21 protein-coding genes and 1 tRNA gene are annotated in these 20,980 nt (G+C 44.1%); 5 read left to right on the top strand and 17 right to left on the bottom strand.

Annotated features, from left to right (window positions below):
• Nucleotides 1-216 precede the first annotated feature (216 nt).
• The 7 genes from urtE to EWV60_RS07765 form a co-directional block, all read right to left on the bottom strand.
• Nucleotides 217-915, bottom strand: a complete 699-nt coding sequence (urtE, locus tag EWV60_RS07735; RefSeq protein WP_004163060.1) for an urea ABC transporter ATP-binding subunit UrtE — start codon at nucleotides 913-915, stop codon at nucleotides 217-219.
• Between the two features lie 38 nt (nucleotides 916-953).
• Entirely contained in the window at nucleotides 954-1,700 is a 747-nt protein-coding gene (gene urtD / locus EWV60_RS07740; RefSeq protein ID WP_002732385.1) for an urea ABC transporter ATP-binding protein UrtD, read from the bottom strand.
• Between the two features lie 106 nt (nucleotides 1,701-1,806).
• Entirely contained in the window at nucleotides 1,807-2,961 is a 1,155-nt protein-coding gene (urtC, locus tag EWV60_RS07745) for an urea ABC transporter permease subunit UrtC (RefSeq protein ID WP_016514599.1), read from the bottom strand.
• Nucleotides 2,962-2,964: 3 nt separating this feature from the next.
• Nucleotides 2,965-4,125 carry an ABC transporter permease subunit gene (locus EWV60_RS07750; protein ID WP_287231739.1) on the bottom strand — a complete coding sequence of 387 codons (1,161 nt, stop codon included), beginning with the start codon at nucleotides 4,123-4,125 and terminating at the stop codon, nucleotides 2,965-2,967.
• A gap of 94 nt (nucleotides 4,126-4,219) precedes the next feature.
• Entirely contained in the window at nucleotides 4,220-5,533 is a 1,314-nt protein-coding gene (urtA, locus tag EWV60_RS07755; RefSeq protein ID WP_103112868.1) for an urea ABC transporter substrate-binding protein, read from the bottom strand.
• A 530-nt stretch (nucleotides 5,534-6,063) separates the two neighbouring features.
• Complete coding sequence (locus EWV60_RS07760; RefSeq protein ID WP_002732425.1) at nucleotides 6,064-6,339, bottom strand: TMEM165/GDT1 family protein; 276 nt, start codon at nucleotides 6,337-6,339, stop codon at nucleotides 6,064-6,066.
• Between the two features lie 79 nt (nucleotides 6,340-6,418).
• Nucleotides 6,419-6,751, bottom strand: a complete 333-nt coding sequence (locus EWV60_RS07765) for a TMEM165/GDT1 family protein (RefSeq protein WP_002741725.1) — start codon at nucleotides 6,749-6,751, stop codon at nucleotides 6,419-6,421.
• Between the two features lie 213 nt (nucleotides 6,752-6,964).
• Between EWV60_RS07765 and EWV60_RS07770 the strand changes: the two genes are divergently transcribed.
• Complete coding sequence (locus EWV60_RS07770) at nucleotides 6,965-7,570, top strand: vWA domain-containing protein (RefSeq protein WP_002800734.1); 606 nt, start codon at nucleotides 6,965-6,967, stop codon at nucleotides 7,568-7,570.
• Between the two features lie 49 nt (nucleotides 7,571-7,619).
• Here the strand turns inward: EWV60_RS07770 and glgA are convergent, their stop codons facing one another.
• The 8 genes from glgA to rpmG all read right to left on the bottom strand — a co-directional run bounded on the left by glgA (nucleotide 7,620) and on the right by rpmG (nucleotide 15,474).
• Nucleotides 7,620-9,047, bottom strand: coding sequence for a glycogen synthase GlgA (gene glgA / locus EWV60_RS07775; RefSeq protein WP_002741723.1), 1,428 nt, complete (start codon nucleotides 9,045-9,047; stop codon nucleotides 7,620-7,622).
• A 449-nt stretch (nucleotides 9,048-9,496) separates the two neighbouring features.
• A complete protein-coding gene (locus EWV60_RS07780; protein WP_002734877.1) occupies nucleotides 9,497-10,111 on the bottom strand; it encodes a LapA family protein in 615 nt (204 codons plus the stop codon).
• 375 nt (nucleotides 10,112-10,486) lie between these two features.
• Nucleotides 10,487-11,104, bottom strand: a complete 618-nt coding sequence (locus EWV60_RS07785; protein WP_287231741.1) for a flavin prenyltransferase UbiX — start codon at nucleotides 11,102-11,104, stop codon at nucleotides 10,487-10,489.
• Nucleotides 11,088-11,831, bottom strand: a complete 744-nt coding sequence (locus EWV60_RS07790) for a HEAT repeat domain-containing protein (protein WP_002741704.1) — start codon at nucleotides 11,829-11,831, stop codon at nucleotides 11,088-11,090. Before EWV60_RS07790 ends, EWV60_RS07785 begins: the two co-directional genes overlap by 17 nt.
• Nucleotides 11,832-12,271: 440 nt before the next feature.
• Nucleotides 12,272-12,344: transfer RNA gene (locus tag EWV60_RS07795), tRNA-Phe, on the bottom strand.
• 76 nt (nucleotides 12,345-12,420) lie between these two features.
• Nucleotides 12,421-14,649, bottom strand: a complete 2,229-nt coding sequence (locus EWV60_RS07800) for a sensor histidine kinase (protein ID WP_287231744.1) — start codon at nucleotides 14,647-14,649, stop codon at nucleotides 12,421-12,423.
• Nucleotides 14,650-15,023: 374 nt separating this feature from the next.
• A complete protein-coding gene (gene rpsR, locus EWV60_RS07805) occupies nucleotides 15,024-15,239 on the bottom strand; it encodes a 30S ribosomal protein S18 (protein ID WP_002732313.1) in 216 nt (71 codons plus the stop codon).
• Between the two features lie 40 nt (nucleotides 15,240-15,279).
• The gene (gene rpmG, locus EWV60_RS07810) at nucleotides 15,280-15,474 is read right to left on the bottom strand and encodes a 50S ribosomal protein L33 (RefSeq protein ID WP_002734724.1); all 195 of its coding nucleotides are present in this window, start codon (nucleotides 15,472-15,474) and stop codon (nucleotides 15,280-15,282) included.
• 177 nt (nucleotides 15,475-15,651) lie between these two features.
• Here rpmG and EWV60_RS07815 point away from each other — a divergent pair, with 177 nt between their 5' ends.
• The gene (locus EWV60_RS07815) at nucleotides 15,652-17,064 is read left to right on the top strand and encodes a slr1306 family protein (protein ID WP_287231745.1); all 1,413 of its coding nucleotides are present in this window, start codon (nucleotides 15,652-15,654) and stop codon (nucleotides 17,062-17,064) included.
• Nucleotides 17,065-17,073: 9 nt separating this feature from the next.
• Here the strand turns inward: EWV60_RS07815 and EWV60_RS07820 are convergent, their stop codons facing one another.
• Both EWV60_RS07820 and miaB read right to left on the bottom strand, forming a co-directional pair.
• On the bottom strand, nucleotides 17,074-17,460 hold the full coding sequence (locus tag EWV60_RS07820; RefSeq protein WP_002777287.1) for a C6orf136 family protein: 387 nt from the start codon (nucleotides 17,458-17,460) through the stop codon (nucleotides 17,074-17,076).
• Between the two features lie 223 nt (nucleotides 17,461-17,683).
• On the bottom strand, nucleotides 17,684-19,024 hold the full coding sequence (gene miaB, locus EWV60_RS07825; RefSeq protein WP_271938535.1) for a tRNA (N6-isopentenyl adenosine(37)-C2)-methylthiotransferase MiaB: 1,341 nt from the start codon (nucleotides 19,022-19,024) through the stop codon (nucleotides 17,684-17,686).
• A 341-nt stretch (nucleotides 19,025-19,365) separates the two neighbouring features.
• Between miaB and EWV60_RS07830 the strand changes: the two genes are divergently transcribed.
• The 3 genes from EWV60_RS07830 (at nucleotide 19,366) to EWV60_RS07840 (ending at nucleotide 20,976) form a co-directional block, all read left to right on the top strand.
• Entirely contained in the window at nucleotides 19,366-19,650 is a 285-nt protein-coding gene (locus tag EWV60_RS07830; protein ID WP_002731728.1) for a Nif11-like leader peptide family natural product precursor, read from the top strand.
• A gap of 606 nt (nucleotides 19,651-20,256) precedes the next feature.
• Entirely contained in the window at nucleotides 20,257-20,568 is a 312-nt protein-coding gene (locus EWV60_RS07835) for a carbon dioxide-concentrating mechanism protein CcmK (protein ID WP_002734613.1), read from the top strand.
• 66 nt (nucleotides 20,569-20,634) lie between these two features.
• Nucleotides 20,635-20,976 (top strand): carbon dioxide-concentrating mechanism protein CcmK, encoded by a 342-nt coding sequence (locus EWV60_RS07840; RefSeq protein WP_002733426.1) that lies wholly within the window; start codon nucleotides 20,635-20,637, stop codon nucleotides 20,974-20,976.
• Nucleotides 20,977-20,980: the final 4 nt, after the last annotated feature.

A 20,980-nucleotide genomic window follows, 5' to 3' on the forward strand; every position in this document is an offset into this window, starting at 1 on the left:
CAGACTTGGAAACTATCTCATCAAATTAGTCCCCCCATAGAACCCCCTTGAGCCATCTTGCACACTTTTCTCTTTTTGTCAAATTTTATGTTAAGAAAGATGTGACTAATGGATAGCTTGATAAGGGGGGTGCCGATCCCCCCTTAATCCCCCCTTGATAAGGGGGGTGTCTGATAATTTTTAACGCCTACCTACTTATCAAAGAAAAAGTTAAGTTTAAACCGACAAAAATCGCTGAATGACTTCTTGACTTAATCCGCTTGTGAAACCGGAAGCAACAATTCCCCCTTTCTGCATGGCGTAATATCGATCAGCTTGGCGGACAAAATGCAGGTGTTGTTCTACTAATAAAACGGCGATTCCTTTACTGGCAACAATACGCCGCACCGCTGCTTCAATTTCGAGAATAATTGACGGTTGAATTCCTTCCGTGGGTTCATCTAAAATTAATAATTTTGGTTCCCCCACTAAGGCGCGAGCGATGGCTAATTGCTGTTGTTGTCCACCGCTTAAATCTCCTCCCATCCGCGATAACATGGTTTTTAAAACGGGAAACAAATCGAAGATTTCTTCGGGAATTGTGGCATTTTTTCTTTTTGTGGGTAAAGCTTCCAAACCGAGAATTAAATTCTCTTTTACCGTTAAACGGGGAATAATATCCCTACCCTGCGGCACATAACCCAGTCCTAATCTGGCTCTTTGATCTGAGGTTTTATTAATCAGGTTTTCTTGCTCATAATTAATTGTTCCCGCTCGCGGTTTTAAGATACCCATCAAGGTTTTTAATAGGGTAGTTTTACCCACGCCATTACGTCCAATTAAACAGACCATTTCTCCCGCATTAATGTTAAGGTCAACATCTCTTAAAATATGACTTTCTCCGTAGTAAACATTGAGATCAGATATGTGTAACATTGTCAACCCTTTTTAACTAATTTTAATCCTTTGACTTTTTATTCTTCCGAGGAACCTAGATAAACTTCAATAACTTTCGGATCATTTTGAATTTGCTCCATATTCCCCTCACAGAGAACAGTTCCTTGGTGTAAAACCGTGACTTTGCGGGCAATTTGACGGACGAATTCCATATCGTGTTCAATGACAATAATCGAATGACTTTCCGCTAGATTTAATAACAAATTACCCACGTTTTCCGTTTCCTCATCGGTTAATCCTGCTACGGGTTCATCTACTAGCAGTAAATCTGGTGACTGGGCCACTAATTGGCCAATTTCTAAGCGTTGTTTTTCGCCGTGGGAAAGTAAAGAAGCGGATAAATCAGCTTTAGCAGTTAACCCGATAGTTTCCAATAAACCAATAACTTTTCTGCTATCTTCTAGCGGAGGACGACCGAAAAGAGTTGAGAAAACATTTTTATTGCGATTACTAACTAAATCGAGATTTTCTCGGACAGTTAGATTTAAATATACCCTAGGAGTTTGGAATTTGCGACCAATACCTAAACGAGCGATCGCATATTCAGGAATTTTGCGGAGATCTCGACCTTTAAATAATACCCGTCCGATGGTGGGTTGCACTTTCCCCGTAATCACATCTAAAAAAGTGGTTTTTCCCGCACCATTGGGACCGATAATCACCCGTAATTCTCCCGTATCCATACTGAAATTAAGATTATTGAGAGCTTTAAAACCCCCAAAACTAACGGTAAGATTCTCGATTTCTAAGATTTTTCCAGTCATAATTTCTAAGAGGGAATTGGGAAGTATTTTCAGTGAACAGTCAGCAGTAATCAGTGAACTGAAAACTCACATCTGATAACTGATAACTGATAACTGATAGCTAAGATCACTTATGCTCTAATTCTTCTCTTTCCAGTTGCACTTCCGGAGCTTCCTCAATACTAGGATAGGTAATTAAAGTTTTGCGGAAACCAAAATGAGTCAGCAAACGTTTAATTCCACCGAGAAGACCATCGGGAAGCACTGTCACCACAATTAGGAATAGGGCCCCTTGGAAAAATACCCAGACTTCCGGAAATTGTTCGCTTAAAAAAGTTTGGGCTAGGCGTACTAATAAAGTACCGACAACTGCCCCCACAAGGGTAGCACGTCCCCCCACAGCCACCCAAATCACCATTTCAATGGAAAAAGCCACATCCATAGAGTTAGGGGTGATAATTCCCGTTTGCACGGTATAAAGGGCGCCGGCAACACCAGCAATCGCCCCAGAAATGGCAAAAACTAACACCTTAAACCAAGTAGGATCATAACCGGAAAAACGGACACGCACCTCATCATCGCGAATGGCGACTAACAAGCGCCCAAATCTGCCGGTAGTTAACCAACGACAGAGCAGATAAATAGCCAGTAAACAGACAATTGTGAGTAAATAAAAGGCCACTTGAACGGCATCGGAACCTACCAGCAAACCGAAAATTGTTTGGGTATCGGTTTTTAAGCCATTAGTGCCGTTAATTAACTTCTGTTGACCGTTAAAAAAGTTAAAAAATACCAGTAAAGCCGCTTGGGTTAAAATCGAAAAATAAACCCCTTTAATGCGGTTGCGGAAGATTAAATAACCCAATAATCCTGCCACGATCGCTGGTACGATAATTAGGGCTAGAATTGTCAAAGGTAGGGAATAAAAAGGTTGCCAAATAAAAGGTAATTCTGTCACCCCGTAGAGAGTAAAAAATTCGGGCATTTGTCCGGGGGGTAACTGAAGATTTAGGTACATGGCCAAAGCGTAACCACCGAGGGCAAAAAAGATGCCATGACCAAGACTTAATAAACCCGTATAACCCCAGATTAAATCTATCCCCAAAGCAACAATAGCGAGGGAAAGAAATCGCCCCAATAAACGCAAGCGGAAAGCCGACAAAGCTAAGGGCAGTAACACCGCAAAGATGACCACTAAACCAACAATAACAGCGATTTCCGTGATTAACTTTTTCTTTTCCCGTTGTCGGGATTCGTTTCTAGTGATGGTTTCGGTAATCATAATCTATAACTCGGCAGTACGTCCTTTAGGAGGAAAAATTCCCGCAGGTTTGAATTGCAAGAAAGCAATAATTAAAGCAAAAATCATCACTTTTGCCATGCTAGTGGTGGAGAAAAAGGTGAAGAAATCCGTTAGGGGTTTTAGGGCTTCTACAGAACCAAAAATCAGAGCAAAAGTTCCCGAACCAATTAAATAATTAGCCACACCGATCGCCATAGCCGCGATAATAGTTCCCAGGAGATTACCCACTCCCCCCACCACCACTACCATGAAGGTATCAACGATATAATTTTGTCCCACGTTTGGACCGACGGAACCCAAAAAACTAATCGCACAACCGGCAACTCCAGCTAATCCCGAACCGAGGGCAAAAGTCAAAGCATCCACTTGATTTGTCGGAATGCCTAAACAGGCACTCATCTGGCGATTTTGGGTGACGGCACGAATGCGTAAACCCCAAGAAGATTTATTTAAAAACCAATAGGTTCCTAACAAACAAAGGGCAGTTAAAATGATAATAAATAGACGGGTGTAGGGCATTTGAAACCCGGGTAAAGGTAAACCTCCGCGTAACCAAACAGGAGCGGTGACATCGACATTTCTGGCACTAAACCAGGGTCGAGCGAGAACGGGATTAAAAGATAAAAGATACCCTAATAATCCAGCGATAGCTAGGGATAAAGGCAGGGTGACACCGATAGCTAAATTGCCAATTCTCTCCCAATCTAAGCGACGAGTTAACAGAGTCATCGCCCCAAAAAATAACAGACAGAAAACTATTAAACTAATTACTAATAACCCGTTGACACTTCTGACAAATTGCTGCAGAATTAAGCTGACTCCCCAAGTGGCCAGCAGCGTTTCTAGGGGTCTGCCGTAGAGGAACCTAATCACCCCCCTTTCTAATAATAATCCCGCCAATCCCGACACTAAAAAAGCGATCGGTAGGGCGAATAAAACATAAGTATCAAAGAGGGGAGAACCGAAACCTTTAAAGACATTTTGCACCACAAAAGTAGTATAAGCCCCTAACATCATTAACTCACCGTGAGCGAGATTAATCACCCCCATCAGTCCGAAAACAATCGCTAGTCCTAAAGCGGCCAGCAATAGCACAGAACCGATGCTAATACCATTAAACAATCCTTCCAATAATGCTGACACTTTTCGTTATTCCCCTGCATCTTTAAGCTTTAAAAAGTGGGGTGAGCAGTAATGCCCACCTCACTCTCGTTACTGTCTGGAAAAATTCCTAAAACTAGGATTTTTCCATTTTGAATTTACCGCCCTTGGCCGGATCCGTCCAGTCACAGGCAAAGCCCTTAGTTTCGGGGACAAATTGGTTCCAAGGTTGCGGATCCACTACCCCCGGAGTTGACCAAACGATGTCAAATAGACCATCATCTCTCACCTGACCAATGCGGACGGTTTTGGAGATATGATGATTGGGGAACATTTCCACCGGTCCTTCGGGAGCATCGAATTTTTGTCCCACGGCCGCGGCGCGAACTTTGTCGAGATCATCGGCGGTTGCCGCTTGTTCTACCGCTTGCTTCCAGAGATAGACCATGATGTAGGCCGCTTCCATGGGGTCGTTAGTGACGCGATCCTCACCATATTTAGCTCGAAAAGCCGCAACAAATTTCTTGTTAGCGGGGGTATCTACGGTTTGGAAATAGTTCCAACAAGCGTATTGACCGAGGAGATATTCCTTACCAATTTGTTTAACTTCTTCCTCGGCAACACTCACCGACATGACCGGATATTTATCGGGAGTTAAACCGGCCGCTTGCAGTTGTTTAAAGAAAGCCACGTTACTGTCACCGTTAAGGGTGTTGAAAATAACGCCGCCATCGGGTAAAGCTTGCTTAATTTTGGTGATAATCGGGGTAACTTCCGTGTTACCTAGGGGTAGGTAGTCTTCGCCCACGGTTTCGCCGCCTTTCGCCTTTAACTGCTCTTTAATAATCGTGTTGGCAGTGCGGGGAAAAACGTAGTCGGAACCGACGAGGAAGAATTTTTTCCCTTTATTTTCCAGCAACCAAGTCACTGCCGGCTCGATCTGCTGGTTGGGGGCAGCACCAGTGTAGAAGATATTTCTAGAACACTCTTGACCCTCGTACTGGACAGGATACCAGAGCATATGGTTTTTGGCTTCAAACACGGGTAAAACTGCCTGACGACTGGCGGAAGTCCAACAACCGAAGACAGTCACAACTTTGTCCTGATCGATCAGTTTGGTGGCTTTTTCGGTAAAAGTTGGCCAATCGGAAGCGCCATCTTCCACCACTGCCTCGATCTGTTTACCAAGAACACCACCGGCGGCATTGATTTCCTCGATCGCCAGTTTTTCCGCATCAACTACGCTGGTTTCACTGATGGCCATGGTGCCACTGAGGGAGTGCAGAATACCCACCTTAATCGTCTCTCCAGAAGCCGGGGCGGGACTAGCAGCTGGGCTAGGACTAGCCGTGGGGGTTTGGTTTTGTCCACCACAAGCTTTTAACAGAATACTGGTTCCCAAAGTGGCAGAACCGTACAGGAGAAATTTACGTCGTCCTAAATTTGACATGATGATCTTGAACTAACCTCGCTGACAATATTAGCTACTTCACACGGACGTTTTTGCTGAGGAGATTTTCGGGAATCTTTCTACAAATATCTGTGTGATATTACGGCTAGGTTAGCAGATTTTTTGTGATTTTCGCTACTTTTTGGATATTTTTTGTAAGTTTAGCTACTTTTTTCCAAAAAATTAATTATTTTTCTGGAATTTGCCTCAGTTTTTTAGCTATCAGGAGTCGGTCGCCGGTCGTCGGTTGGGGAAGTCATAAGACCTCTTGTAAAAATCAAAAATTGTTGTTAGGGTTAGGAGCCAGTAGCCAGTAGTCAGTAGTCAGGAGAATTAAGAATGAATAATAATCAATTAAATGATCTATTTACAGATTTTATGCGATTTAATCCTTATTTTTGACGTTTTTGAACCATCAAAAATTAATTACGCAAGAGGTTTATAATAACACAATAGCCTTGCGTGCCTGGAAAAAGTGCCAAAACCGTTTTCTAGTAAGGCTTCCAGTCATATTCAGCCCAACCCAATGATCAATCCGAATCTGGCCAAAGCAGCCGGACAGCAAGCAGAGCAAAACCAATGGCCGCTATCGCTTTTAATATCTTAGCGGGGAATAACTGCGCCATACTGCCGCCCGCAAGGACTCCTAAGAAACTGGTGCAGATTAAGGCGGTAATTGAGCCAAAAAAGACAGCTTTGGGTGATTTGGAACTGCCACCGAGAGCGATCGCTACTAATTGACTTTTATCGCCTATTTCTGCCAAAAAAACCGTGATAAATGTCAGTCCGAATAATTGCCAATTCATAAATTCTGGGGAGATGGGAAGCTTTTTTCAGTGAACAGTGAACAGTAAACAGTAAACAGTCACACTGATCACTGATTGCTTAGAGAATATCGCCGATGAGTAAACCAGTGATCAAAAGGAGAAGAATAGCGACACCGATATCTAAGGTTTTGGGGGAAAGACGACGCGCAATCCAATAACCGATCAGGACACCGAGGAGACTGGTAGCGATTAAAGCGCTGGCTGCCCCGGCAAAAACCACCCAGGGGGATTGGGATTCGGCGCTGATCAAAAGGGTGGCTAATTGAGTTTTATCGCCGATTTCAGCAAAAAATATGGTTAGGAAGGTGGAACTAAACACCGTCCAAAAACTCCAAGAAGGTGGATGATCTGGCTTTTTCTCGGTTGAGGCGATCGATTTACTATCACTCATCGGCTAATTTAACAGTATCAGGTTAAGAAATAATTTTCATACTTTTTTCATTTTAGCCCGACTGGTTTTCTGGCGATAGTTTCTGCTGTTGATTACGCTGTCTCCTTCCCCCAATAGTTAAAAAACCCTAGTCGATCGAGGTAGAGTTTCCATCCTAGAGTTTAATAATTATTAGACTAGGACGAGCGCAAATTGCTTGGAGGTATAGCCCCTATGGTAGAAAACAGAGATTATACTCTGATTATTGACAAAAGTGGCAGTATGTCCACTGCTGATAAACCCAGCGAGAAAACCCGTTGGCAAATTGCCCAAGAATCCACCCTCGCCTTGGCTAGAAAGTGCGAGGAATTCGATCCCGACGGCATCACTATCTATCTTTTTTCCGGACGTTTCCGACGCTATGATAATGTTACTTCCGATAAGGTGACACAAATTTATCAAGAAAATGAACCCATGGGGAGGACAGACCTAGCAGCTGTTCTCCAAGATGCCCTCAATAATTATTTTCAGCGCAAAACTGCCGGCAAAACTAAACCCAACGGAGAAACTATTCTGGTGATTACCGACGGAGAACCAGATGATCGCAAAGCGGTGATGCGTCAAATTATCGAAGCTTCTCGAAAACTCGATAGGGATGAAGAATTAGCCATTTCTCTGATTCAAGTAGGCCATGATCGACAAGCGACAGAATTTCTCAAAGCTTTAGACGATCAACTAGAATCGGCGGGGGCCAAATTCGATATTGTTGACACAATTACTATCGATGATATGGAAGATATGACCCTAGCGGAAGTTCTTCTCAACGCCATTACCGATTAATTTCTACCGGAGTAGGGGTGATATATCTTCACCCCTACTCAACGAGGATTTAACTGCTAGTCAGGGCGACAAATTTATCTTTTTCTTCATCGGATAATTGATCGGATTGTCCGGTGATTTGTTTGTAGATTTTGAGATATTCCAAAGCGGATTTATACCAACTAAAATCTTGAGTCATTGCCCGTTGCTGTAGTTTTTGCCAATCCTGTTTATAACGGAAACTTTCCCAAGTCCGGATCATACAGGTAAACAGGTCTAAAGGTTCATAGCGATCGAAACTAAATCCTGTTCCTCTTTCCTGAATTGGGTCGTGGAAAGACACCGTATCGACTAAACCACCGGTGCGGCGTACCATGGGAATACAACCGTAACGCATGGCCATTAATTGGGAGATGCCGCAGGGTTCAAAACGGGAAGGCATTAACAAAGCATCGGCCCCCCCATAGATGCGACGGGAAAGGGCATCACTATAGAGAAGATGCAGGGACATTCGCCCCCGGAAACGGGAAGTCATCTCCCATAGTTGGGTTTCATAATAGCGATCTCCTGTACCCAAAATAATCAATTGAGCATCAGTATAGGTGAGAAAGCGATCTAAAATTTGCATCACTAGATCAATACCTTTTTGTTCTACCAAACGCGTCACCATCCCCATGACAAAGGCATTTCTGCTGACCTGTAGCCCCACTTCTTCTTGCAGGGCAATTTTATTAGCCAGACGTTTTTCGATGGTTTCTGGGGTAAAATTCTGCTTAAGATAAACATCTTTAGCCGGGTTATACACCTCCGTATCGATGCCGTTGACAATCCCCACCAGATTGCCGGAAATATAGGACAATAATCCCTCTAAATTTTCGCCATAAATGGGGGTCTGTATTTGACGGGCATAGGTGGGAGAGACAGTCGTGACGCGATTGGCAAATTGAACCGCCGCGGCCATGGTATTATCGCCCTGCATATACCAAGGACACCAAGTCATTTTTTCTAATGCTTCGCGCCAAGGACCCTGGTAGGCGAGATTATGGATCGTAAAAACGGTACTAATATCGGGGTCTTGGTGCATCCAGACGGGAATCATGCCCGTATGCCAATCATGACAGTGAATAACTTGTGGTTTCCAGTAATTCCAGGCGAATTCCGCCGCACCATTGGCAAAAAGGGTAAATCGCCAGGCCTCATCTTCGCCTCCGTAGATACTGCGTCCAGAGAAAGCTAGATGACCAAAGAGGTAGAGAGGAATATCTGTATCGGGTAAAACCGTTTCATAGACTGAAAAATCCTGAAACATGGCGAATCCTGACCAAATGGGTTCGGAAGGGATGTCCATTTTTTCCTGAAGAAAACCGTAGTAAGGTAGAAAAATCCGCACATCATGACCTAGCTGACGCAAGACTTTCGGTAATGCCCCAATTACGTCCCCCATTCCCCCAACTTTGGCAATTGGAGCGGCCTCGGCACCCACAAATAGAATTCGCATACTCTTCCCGCTTCACTTCACGACGACAAGAAATTTTAACAGATAAACCCCCCCTAGCAGGATTTGCCAGCAGGTATTATCGGATTAGCCGAGATTTTTCTTTAACTAACCAGAGAGCCAACGAGGGACATAATCAGGGTTTGCGGCAAAAAGTTTTTCGGTGGGGGCAGGGTGTGGGGTGTGGGGTGTAGGGTGTAGGGTTTTAGCGATTTTCATCTGGTCAATTACCTAATTTTCAGGGAAAAAGTACCTGAATTTTCCACCCGATCACTCCCAGAGCTGGTACTTTTTGGTTTCCAAAAAGTCTAAAAGTCTTACCCAACAAGGTTTTTAGATTTATTGAGCAAGCCCCAATTAGCTGTTTTGGGCATTATTAAGTTTTTTAGGCTTTTTTTACCGTCTTTTTAGCAAATTTTAGCTGATCAGCACCGGTTCTGTCTCTGTCAAAGTTAAATCCACTCCTCTTCATCCCCTTTGTTTACCTCCCGATCTTCGTTTTGATCTTGGGCGGGGGGCGTAATAATCCGATAATTGACATCGTACACTTGATCGGCTTTTTCCCCGCGAGTCTGTTTGGCTGTGCGGTAACTATAGGAATAAACCGAGCCGGTTCGAGAACTGTCACTAGGAGGCTTGACAAAATTTGCTTTTTCCTCATCTGCAAGCCTAGACGAAAATTCTTCCCGATCCTGAATGGTCGTCGGTTTTTCGGGGGGTGTATCAAAATTCCAATCATCACCGCTATCTCTTTCCCAATCGTTACCCCGTGCAGACGGAGCAGTATCTTGAATATAGGTAGGTCGGGGAGATGGCGGTGGTACTGTAGGATTATTCGCTATACGAGGGGAGGCTTTTGGGGCAGCCAAAGGACGACCAAAACTATAGAGAAATTGCAGGGTTAAACCACTGATAATTCCCGCTAGGGTGAAAAGTAACACCCAGACTGCTAGGGGCAGTTTTACCGTCATAATACCGCCAAAAAAGACCAAAGTGATCACCCCCAGATTCTGCCAGATCAGTAATCCGCCTACAGCGATCGCAAATAAGACCATAATCCAGCCCATTTTTACCTCCCTTGATACAGTGATTCAGTAAACAGTGATCAGTAAACAGTGATCAGTGATCAATCACTAAGGGACTTGCGTGGGAATAATATCCCAATCGATCGGAGGGCGCAAGCTTTGCGCCCCTACAGTAACGGATTTTGTCCACAATGTAGGGGCGAACTGCGTTCGCCCAAAAGGTACATAACCACGGGAGCATCTCACCTTTGTAACCCCTAAATCAGGTTTTTATGTCAAGCTATTTTGAAAGTCTTGCTAGAAACCAGTTTTATGGATAAGTATAATTACTCACTTGCATAAATGAGATGCTTTCCCACTAACCACTAACCACTGTCCACTATCCACTGATAACTGATAACTGATCACTGATAACTGTTAATGTCCTTGCCAGCGATTAATTGTCACACAATCGATATCTAACTGATCGAGAGTACGAGCGATGACAAAATCGACCAAATCCTCGATCGATTGGGGATGATGATACCATGCCGGTATTGCTGGCACGATTCTAACGCCCGCCTCGGCTAAAGTGGTTAAATTACGCAGATGAATTAAACTAAAAGGGGTTTCTCGCGGCACTAAAACCAATTTTCTGCCCTCCTTAATCTGCACATCGGCCGCTCTTTCTAGCAAATCGGAACTTAATCCCCCCGCTAATTTGGCCACTGTACTCATGCTACAGGGAATAATTACCATACCAAGGGTGCGATAGGAACCACTGGCGATCGTTGCCCCCACATCACCCCAACGATGACAGCGTAATTTTCCCCTTTCCATCACCCCGCATTGGCTGCGCCAAAATTGTTCTTGCAGTTCCGGTTCTGGAGGCATCCGAATATTATCTTCCGCTTGCCAGACAGTGTAAGCTGATTTGGAAGCCACTAGATCGATCGTGTAGTCGGCTAAAAGTAGATATTTGAGAGTACGCACGGCATAAATCAGCCCTGATGCCCCCGTAACGCCCAAAATTAGCGGTTTAGATAATTCCTTCAAGCTCTAATTCCTCGATCAATTGTAATCCTCTTGGGTCGCCCACTTTTAATAAAGCACCTCTCGCATCTTCCTTGACACCTAAATCCTCGTCTTCCACCAAGGCCTCGATCAAAGCATCGATCGCCGTGGCATAAATCACATTGAAGGGCAATTCTCGGCATAATTGACCGATCGACCAAGCGCAATTACTCCGCACCGCTGCGATTAAATCCCGGCGCAATCCTTCAATTAAAGGCGGCAACACAGTGATGATATCTTCATAATTGACCTTGGCAATCTGGGCCAAACTACTGGCGGCCCATAATCGCACCGCCGAAATATCAGTTTTGAGAGCATGAACCAAAGGCTCGATCGCTCTGCGATCACCACAGTTACCCAGGGCCCAAACTACCCCTTTTCTGACGTAACCATTCCAATCCCTGGCCAGTAAATCGATTAAGGGAGCCACAGAGCTAAGACTGGGATTTCGTCCCAAAGCGTAGGCGACACTGACACGCACCAGGGGACAGACATCGTTTAACATCTCTAGTAAGGGGGCGATCGCTCTTTCGTCCCGCAATTCACAAAAGGCGCGAGCGGCGATCATTCTCTCGCTAACATGAGCAGAAGTAAGCAATAAGAGCATTTCCTCGGGATCGGGAGGGATTTCCGCTGCTTGATCCGGATCGCTCGCATCGAGAGGATTATTTAAGGAATTGCTAGAGTCTAGGATTTCATTGTCGTACATACTTGTTAGATTATCTTAATCCGTGACCGCTCACGTCAAGCCCAAAATCAAAAAGTAAGTAGTCGTGCAAAATTAATTTCCTAGTGAAGATAGGCAAGAGGCAACAGGCAACAGGCAAAAGAAAGAATCTGGCAATTCTCCCACCTAAAAACAAGGTCAGAAACTAAGTACATCAAAGCTTTTAGCTTACCAAATTAGGTTACACTTCATCTTGACGAGAAAGGCTGCAGGCTCTCTTATTCTTTGTGTGATAAGTTTAACTGATATAGTATCGATCAATCTTTGTGTCCTTTGTGTCTGGAGTGGTTCGTTCCAGTCGTTCGCCCGCAAGACTGTATCTTAGAATACATTTTACCCACCAAACCTAAGAGAGTCAGCTGCATTTACAAAACCTAGCAGATTAGAAAGTAAATACAGGGCAAATTCTAGCGTTTTTCCGATGCCAAGACGCGGATTTGAACCGCGGACACGAGGATTTTCAGTCCTCTGCTCTACCAACTGAGCTATCTCGGCTTTTTTTAGTCCTTTCTCAATATAGCACGCCCTCGAAATAATTGCAAGGTTTTTTTCTAAAAAGTTTTCTGCTCGACTAGATTGGCAGGGTGAGGGTAAAAGTGGTGACAGCGTTGGCACTGGTGACATCGATGGTGGCATTCAGGGGTTTAATCAGTTTGTGGACTAAAGCTAAACCTAAACCGGTGCCACTGTAGCGCCAGGGATCGTGGTGAGGAATGCGATAAAAAGGAGCAAATATTCTTGATAATTCCTCTGGAGGGATTTCTACTCCTGAATTGCTCACATTAATTAATATTTGCTCGTCTGCACGCCAGACATTTACCCTAATTATCCCTTGTTCTGGGGTATATTTAGAAGCATTGGTCAGTAATTCCGCTATGATGCGTTCGATATCACAAAGATTGCTGTTAATCTCCGGTATATCCCCATCTATATCTAAAATTAACTGCTGTTGTCGCTCGCGGGTGAGAGTGCGAAAAGGTTCCACTAATAAGGGTAGCCAAGAAAGTAAGTCGATTGTTTCGATCGCTGGGGGTTCGCTTTCCGCATCCAGATAGGTTAAAGTCAACAGATCATTAACTAACTTACTCTGACGCTGAGATTCAATGTTAAGAATTTGCAACAGTTGACCGATCGAATCCTCTGGATCGATCTTGATCCCTTGATATTCTAGGAGACTTTCTAGGGTTTCCACCGCTAGACGGATGCTGGTGATCGGGGTTCGCAGTTCATGGGAAAGGGTTTTCAGGAATTCGCTTTTTAATCTTTCCAGTTTTTCTAATTCCCTCACTTGTGCTTGGGAAGATTCGTAAAGTCGCGCCTGGCGAATAGCGATCGCACATTCGGTGGCAATATGTTGAATCAAATTAGTTTCTAAGGAGTTAAAAATCTGATTAGCTGGCCGAATTAGCCAAATATTGCCCAAAAAACCCTGATCATCAAAGATAGGACAAGCGCAACGGTTAACACGACAGATTTGCGGATTGCCAAGGGGAAGACGATCAACAAATTGTAAAATTTGTTTGTGCAGCAGCGGTTGATAGATTTCAGGAAAATCGCTAATTTGACAGCTAATTCCCTGACAGATAAGCTCTTGAGTGGTATATTCGTGGACAATAGTAGCTTGGCTGCGACTGGGATTGTAAAGCTCAATTTGGGCCCGTTCTGCGGGTAAAACCTGCACTAATTCCCTAGTGGTGGTTTGCAGAATATGATTTTCATCGAGACTATCGCGAATTTTTTCGGTAATCCGTCCGATTAATGCTTCATACTTCAAAGTCATCTGCAATTCGGCGGTTCTTTGCTGAACCTCCGATTCTAAGGCAGTATTCAAGCATTTTACCCGTTGGTGCAGTTCCGCTTGTTGAATGGCAATTCCCACTTGAATGGCTAATTGTTTAAGGAGATCGATTTCTTGGGATTGCCAAGAGCGAGTTTTTTGGCAGTTTTGGGCAATTAGTAACCCCCAGAGTTGGTTATCGCAGATAATTGGCACCACCAAGTTAGCCTGTACTTGCAAAGAGGTGAGTAAGTTGCGATAACAGGGATCAAGTCCCGAATTATGGACATTTTCAATAACTTGAATTCTCCCACGACGATAATTTTCCAGACGTTCTGGGGATAAATTAAAACAGGGATCCTCGATGCTGTTTCCTAAGACGGAATTAATCCTCGCAGTATGGGATTCCACCACAATCATGCCACTATGATCGGGGAATAAACGATAAATTAACACTCGATCGCAGTTGAGGAATTGTCGCACCTCTTTAACGGTTCTTTGCAAAATGCGATCAAGATCCAACGATTGCCGGATTCTTTCCTGCATTACCCCCAATAGTTGTTCCCGTTCTGCTTGTAATCTTAAAGCTTCTTCGGCCTGTTTACGTTCGGTGATATTGGTACTGGTTCCCACTAAACGATAGATGCGCGCATTGTTATCCCGTAGGGGTGTTAAAGTCGTTAGCCACCAGTAGGGTATATTTTGAAAAGGTAAATACTGTTCGTAGGAAATAGTCGTTCCGTAACGCACACAATCACTATAGTGTTGCCGCACACTACGCGCATCATCGGGGGGAAGGATTTGTTCGGGAGTTTTGCCTTTAATCTCTGATGAACGCAATCCTGTCCAGCGTTCATGAACGGGGTTTGCTCCCACATAGCGAAAATCTCTATTTTCCAGCACGTCCACCACAAAAATCGACGCTTGCACGGAATTAAATATACTACGCAGAAACTGCTCGGAATACTCCTCTTTTAGCTGTTTATCTAGCTCGATCTCGGTTTCTGATGGCTGCTTTTCCATAAGAGCCTCCCATTGTGCTAATTGGTGGATTTGGATCGATAATCACAAAATCGTCGGCTACTCCTAGAGCGATTTAATTATTTCTTTAGATTCTCGCACGAATTTTCCTATCCGCTGCCGATTTCGATATATTTCTTTGCAAAAACGAGAAAGCAACCCCAATATACTGAGATCGCTTATCAGTTATCAGTGACCAGTTATCAGTGATCAGGTTTAAGTTTTAAGTTAAGTAGCTAGATACAATTAATTACACATATCCAATTACTTCTTCCATGAGTGCCTATCCTCACCAAGAAGTTAATTTTGTCCTATTACTTATATGTGTTATTTTCAGCGATCACTGTTCACTGATTACTGATTACTGATCACTGAATTTAGGCTTCTTGGTTGACAAAAGGCAATAAAGCCATTAAACGGGCCCGTTTCACCGCTTCCGTTAAATCTCGCTGTTGTTTAGAAGTTAAACCGGTGATGCGTCTAGGTAGGAGTTTGCCGCGTTCGGTGATGAATTTGCGGAGGAGTTCGGTGTCTTTGTAGTCAATCGGTTGACTGGGGGAGATGGGGGAGAGACGTTTACGATAGTAGCTCATAGATTTGTAAAGATTGCTTGACTTTTTAACTAAAGTGTGCTTACTTAATTTCCTTGTGGACGGTGTGCTTATTGCAGTGGGGACAGTATTTCTTGATTTCCAGTCTGCCGGTGGTATTGCGACGGTTTTTGCTGGTGGTGTAGCGAGAAACGCCGGGGGTACGCTTATCGGGATTACTGCGGCATTCCGTGCATTCTACAGTGATGATTAGGCGAACGCCTTTTTTACTAGCCATAACAACAGGGGATCGGGTAAATTTACACGCAATCGATCATTATGACATATCTAGGGCTTTTTAGGCAAGAGCGGCCGGGACGAACCAGGGGAATTGTCGGCTAAAAAGTTGAGTTTGGGATGAAATCCAGCACAAAAAAGCTAGAATAATCACAGCAGTTGGCGAGGATGAGGAAAAATGACGGTAAGATTGGGTAAACCGATTTTAGTGACGGGGATAGGCATTACCATCGCTTTCACCCTGGGGGAAACTCTCAATAGTACACTGAGCGAAATCAGTTCCTGGGGTATTTTCGGTGCGATTGCTCTTGGTGCTGGTATCTGGTTTTGGCAAAAACCCAACACGAAAATCGATTTTTCCCATCCCACTCCCCTGAGTCTAGAAAAGGTTAAACAAGCGATTAGCAAAGCCGAGAAGATAATTAATTATCTGGCCAAAGAAGACCCTAATCAAGACTTAACTCCACTCAAAACCAGTTTAAGCCAATTAAATCAAGAATTTAGTCGCCAAGACCTCAAAATTGCCATTACTGGTGCTAGAAAAACTGGTAAAACTGCCTTAAAAAAACTACTAGAAAGCGGCAACCTTGGAGAATCTATCGCTTTTCTGGAAACGGAACCGCTTCTAACTCTCAACTGCACCGCTAACCAGAAAAAGGCTCTGGCAGCCGACCTAGTTTTGTATCTCATCAATGGGGATTTAAGCGATTCCGAATGGCAAATCCTCCAGCAATTCGATCGAATGCACCAGCGTGTTATCCTGTTACTGAATAAACAGGATCGTTTACCCGCCGAAACCAGAGAAGAAATACTCCTTTCCCTGAAACAAAGACTGAAAGAAACTATTCCCTCTCATCATATTTTAGCCATAGCCGCTGCCCCTGAACCCCTAAAAGTTCGTCAACATCAAAGCAATGGAGAAATCAAGGAATGGACGGAACCCCAAACCGTAGTTATCGATCCTTTAGATAATCATCTCCGAAAAATTATCGAACAAGAAAAGTCCGAATTAGTTCTCGGAACTATCTGGAGACAAGCGCTCGAATTAGCCAAGGAAACCAAACAATTACTTAATCAATCCCGACGCAAAAAGGCTTTACCTGTTATCGAACAATACCAATGGATAGCCGCTACCGCCACTTTTGCTAATCCTCTTGCGGCCCTAGATTTAGTTTTGGCGGCAGCCACTAACGCTCAAATGTTAGTGGATTTAGGGGCAATTTATCAACAAAAAATGTCCCTTGAACAAGCAAAAACAGCCATGACTACCCTGGGGAAAATGATGGTACAATTAGGCATGGTAGAGGTGACAACCCAAGCATTAGGAACGATTCTCAAGGGAAATGCGATTACTTATATCGCCGGTGGTACTGTGCAGGGAATTGGAGCAGCCTATTTAACTCGTTTAGCTGGTTTAAGTTTAGTTGAATATTTCCAAGAACAGGAAATTAACGAGCAACTGAATAATGATTGGAATTGGACGAGTTTGCAGAATAAAGTTAAACAGGTCTGGGAACAAAATCAGCGCCTAGCATTTTTACAGGATTTTGTCAAGCAAACGAGCGCTCGTTGGTCGGCATTTTCCGGTTAAAAAATCTAGTTAAGAACCGGGAAAAGGTAAATGCTGACGCAGCACATCCCAGCGCGAACAATCCCAATAATCGATATGAGAAATAATCAGATTATTGTCATCGAGAGTTAATTCACTGCGGCCAGAAATAGCGATGGGAGGCCGCCAAGGTAAAGGGGTTGTCCAGTGCAATGTCCAACGGGTATTAATAATATTTCCCTGCTGTTCAATTGCGTGGACATCCATCTTGATAGCTTGGAACCATTGACTCATAAAACCAATCATTTCCCGATAGCGTTTAATCCCCCGAAATTGATTGAGAGGGTCTTGAAAATAAACGTTATCAGCATAAATATCATAGGTTTGATCCAGGGGAAATCTTTGATAATCTTGCTGCAAAATAGCGATAATATCCATAAAATAAGTAATTAGTTATAATTAAATTGAAGATAGATTTTGCCTTTGATCCCCCCTGCCCCCCTTGATAAGGGGGGTGCCGATAGGCGGGGGGATCCCCCTGAATAAGAGGGGTCACTCTTAACTATTAAGTACCTAAGCAAAATTAGTTACACATATTTAACAACCTCTTGCCTATTGCCTTTTGCCTCTCCTAACCAAGAAATTAGTTTTGCACCACTACTTAAAAGCTCACTCCCGTCAAACTAAAGGGACGGACTTCGGTAATTTTAACCTTAACAAATGTGCCTCGCAATTCCTCAATATTTCCCGTAAAGAAAGTTAAGCGATTGCCTCTAGTTCTTCCCATAACTTGACTAGCATCTTTAGGGTTAACGTCTTCCACTAAAATTTCCTCAATTCTGCCTAAATATCTTTGGGAACGTTCGGCGGCTTTGGTGGCCACTAAATGATTTAATCTTTGTAGGCGATCGCTTTTTACCTGCTCACTTAATTGATCATCCCAAATAGCGGCCGGAGTGCCGGGACGGGGAGAATAGGCCGCCGTATTTAATTGATCAAAACCAATCTCATCGACTAATTTTAAAGTATTCTCAAACTGTGCCTCTGTTTCTCCCGGGAATCCGACAATCGCATCGGCACTGATGGCAGCATCCGGCATTAAATCGCGAATATTAGCAATAATCCGTCGGTATTTTTCCTGAGTATAGCCCCGTTTCATGGCCTTGAGGATATCATTATCCCCCGATTGAAAAGGGATATGAAAATGTTCACAAACTTTAGGTAATTCCTGACAAGCTTTAATCAAACGTTCGGTAAAATAGCGGGGGTGACTGGTGGCAAAACGGAGACGTTCAATGCCGGCCACATCGTGAATGTAGTACAGTAAATCGGTAAAATTGTGCAGATGTCGGCCGCTTGCCGTCACTCCGGGTAAATCCCGTCCGTAGGCATCGATATTTTGACCTAAAAGGGTGATTTCTTGATAACCCTGTTGTCCTAATTGTGCCATTTCTGCTCGAATTGCCGCAGGAGTGCGAGATTGTTCCACCCCGCGCACCCCCGGAACCACACAATAGGTACAGCGTTCATTACAACCATAGATGACGTTCACCCAAGCGGTAATATTACTATCCCGGCGCGGTTTGGTGATATCTTCCATGATGTGGATGGGTTCGGTGGCCACCACCTGGGAACCGTCAAAAACTTGTTGTAATAAGTCTCCCAAGCGGTTTGCGTGTTGCGGACCGATAATTAAATCCACCTCGGGAACCCGTCTTAACAATTGTTCCCCTTCCTGTTGGGCCACGCAGCCAGCGACCACTAGAGTAAGATCGGGTTGAGTTTGTTTGCGTTTAGCCTGTCTGCCGAGATAGGAATAAACCTTCTGTTCGGCATTATCGCGAATTGTACAGGTATTGTAGAGGATTAAATCGGCTTCGTTGGCATCCTCGGACCATTGAAACCCCAAATCTTCTAAAATACCCGCCATGCGTTCGGAGTCAGCCTTATTCATCTGACAACCAAAGGTGGTGATATGGTAACGACGTGGGGACTTATTCATGATGCTGGCTACAGAAACAAGAGTGCAGGTTTCTATTTTAGGCTATTTATTCTCTGACTTGAAAGAAGCGGTCGGCGGTCGGCAGGATTCAGGAGTCAGGAGTCAGGATTCAGGATTCAGGAGATTATTTTTATTTATTGTCCCCACACCCCACACCCCACACCCCACACCCCACACCCCATTTCCCAGAAAAAGCATACTCAGCCATACAAGCAAATAAAAACGAAACTTTTGCTTTGAGGATATCTCCTGACTGGTAGGATAAAAATAAACCATACTAGGCAGTTTAACCTCCACGCCGCCGAGGCCACACCTTTAATCATCAAAGGAAAAGTATTTATATGTCTAAAAATCAAGTGTTCGACTTTTTCGCCTTAGCCGCTAAAAACGAAGAATTGGGTAAAAAAATGCGTTCAACCCAAGATCCTCAGCAATTACTAGAGATAGCTCGCTCTCAAGGCTTCGATTTCTCCCGTCCGGAATTAGAAGCGGCACTTAAATCCTTGCACGAGAGTCCCGACTTTTTCCAAAAGTTAGCTCATGCAGTGTTAGAAGTTTTCAGTCCTAACCACGATAATTATCCCTCGATCGGTGTCCAACCCTACGAAGGTGAGATCGATCGCTAGAATCAGTGATCAGTTTTTTAGCCGTCAGGAGTCAGGAGTCAGGAGATTATTTTTATTTATTCTCCCCACTCCTCTCTCCCCAACCCCAGCCGTATATAGTATAAAAAAATTATAAAAAAGCCGAAATCAGGGAAAAATAGGCTTTTATCTGCCAGTAAATCCAGCAGAGACAATTGAGCTGCCAAGAGAGAAGTTAAAGGGCAAATGCAGTCATAGCAAAGGTTTTAGCTGTCAATGTCCTGAGAATTGCTGAGGCTGATGGACGAAGGGAAGGAATGATTAACTTTCGTTAACCGGAAGATGAGAAATAATCATAATGTTTTATATTGTCAAAGGTGTCATAGTTTCCTATGCTTTTTTTAGGTTGATAATTTTGCCTGACTCGTCAAATTTTTACCAACCAGCCCTAGAAAATAAAATTAGTGGATGAAAACGGTCACGATCGAGATAAAATCTAGGATGGTCTTACCCCCACCTTGCCACGATCCCGACTGCCACCAAAGCTAGAGCAGGAAAAGTAACAAGGAAAGAATTTGACTGAAACAAAGTTGATAACGCTAACGAAATTAATAGTTTAGTTTGGCTTGACAAGCGAGGAACAAAAAAATGCCAATTGCAGTAGGAATGATTGAAACCCTAGGATTTCCCGCCGTTGTGGAAGCGGCCGATGCCATGGTCAAGGCCGCCAGGGTGACTCTAGTGGGTTACGAAAAGATCGGTAGTGGTCGCGTCACTGTCATTGTCCGGGGAGACGTTTCAGAAGTGCAAGCTTCTGTGGCTGCCGGAGTGGAAAACGCCAACCGGGTTAACGGAGGACAAGTGCTATCTACCCATATCATCGCTCGTCCCCACGAAAACCTCGAATACGTGCTGCCCATTCGCTACACCGAAGAAGTAGAGCAATTCCGCAGCTATTAAACACCGTTAATCGGGGTCAGCATCTATAGAGTCGAAGAAAGCCAACCATTAGGAGACAAAAATATTATGTCAATTGCAGTGGGCATGGTGGAAACCTTGGGTTTCCCAGCCGTCGTCGAGGCGGCTGATGCCATGGTAAAAGCCGCCCGCGTAACCCTAGTAGGTTACGAAAAAATTGGTAGTGGTCGCGTCACCGTCATCGTCCGGGGGGACGTTTCGGAAGTACAGGCCTCCGTATCGGCGGGGACAGAAGCGGCATCTAATCGTGTTAAAGGTGGTCAAGTCCTCTCGACCCACATCATCGCCCGTCCCCACGAAAACCTCGAATACGTTCTTCCCATTCGTTATACAGAAGCCGTGGAACAGTTTCGTGAAAGTGTTAACCCACAACCTTTAAGACGAATCTAGAGCG

It is taken from the genome of Microcystis sp. Msp_OC_L_20101000_S702, from assembly GCF_007095705.1.
Taxonomy (GTDB): domain Bacteria; phylum Cyanobacteriota; class Cyanobacteriia; order Cyanobacteriales; family Microcystaceae; genus Microcystis; species Microcystis ichthyoblabe_A.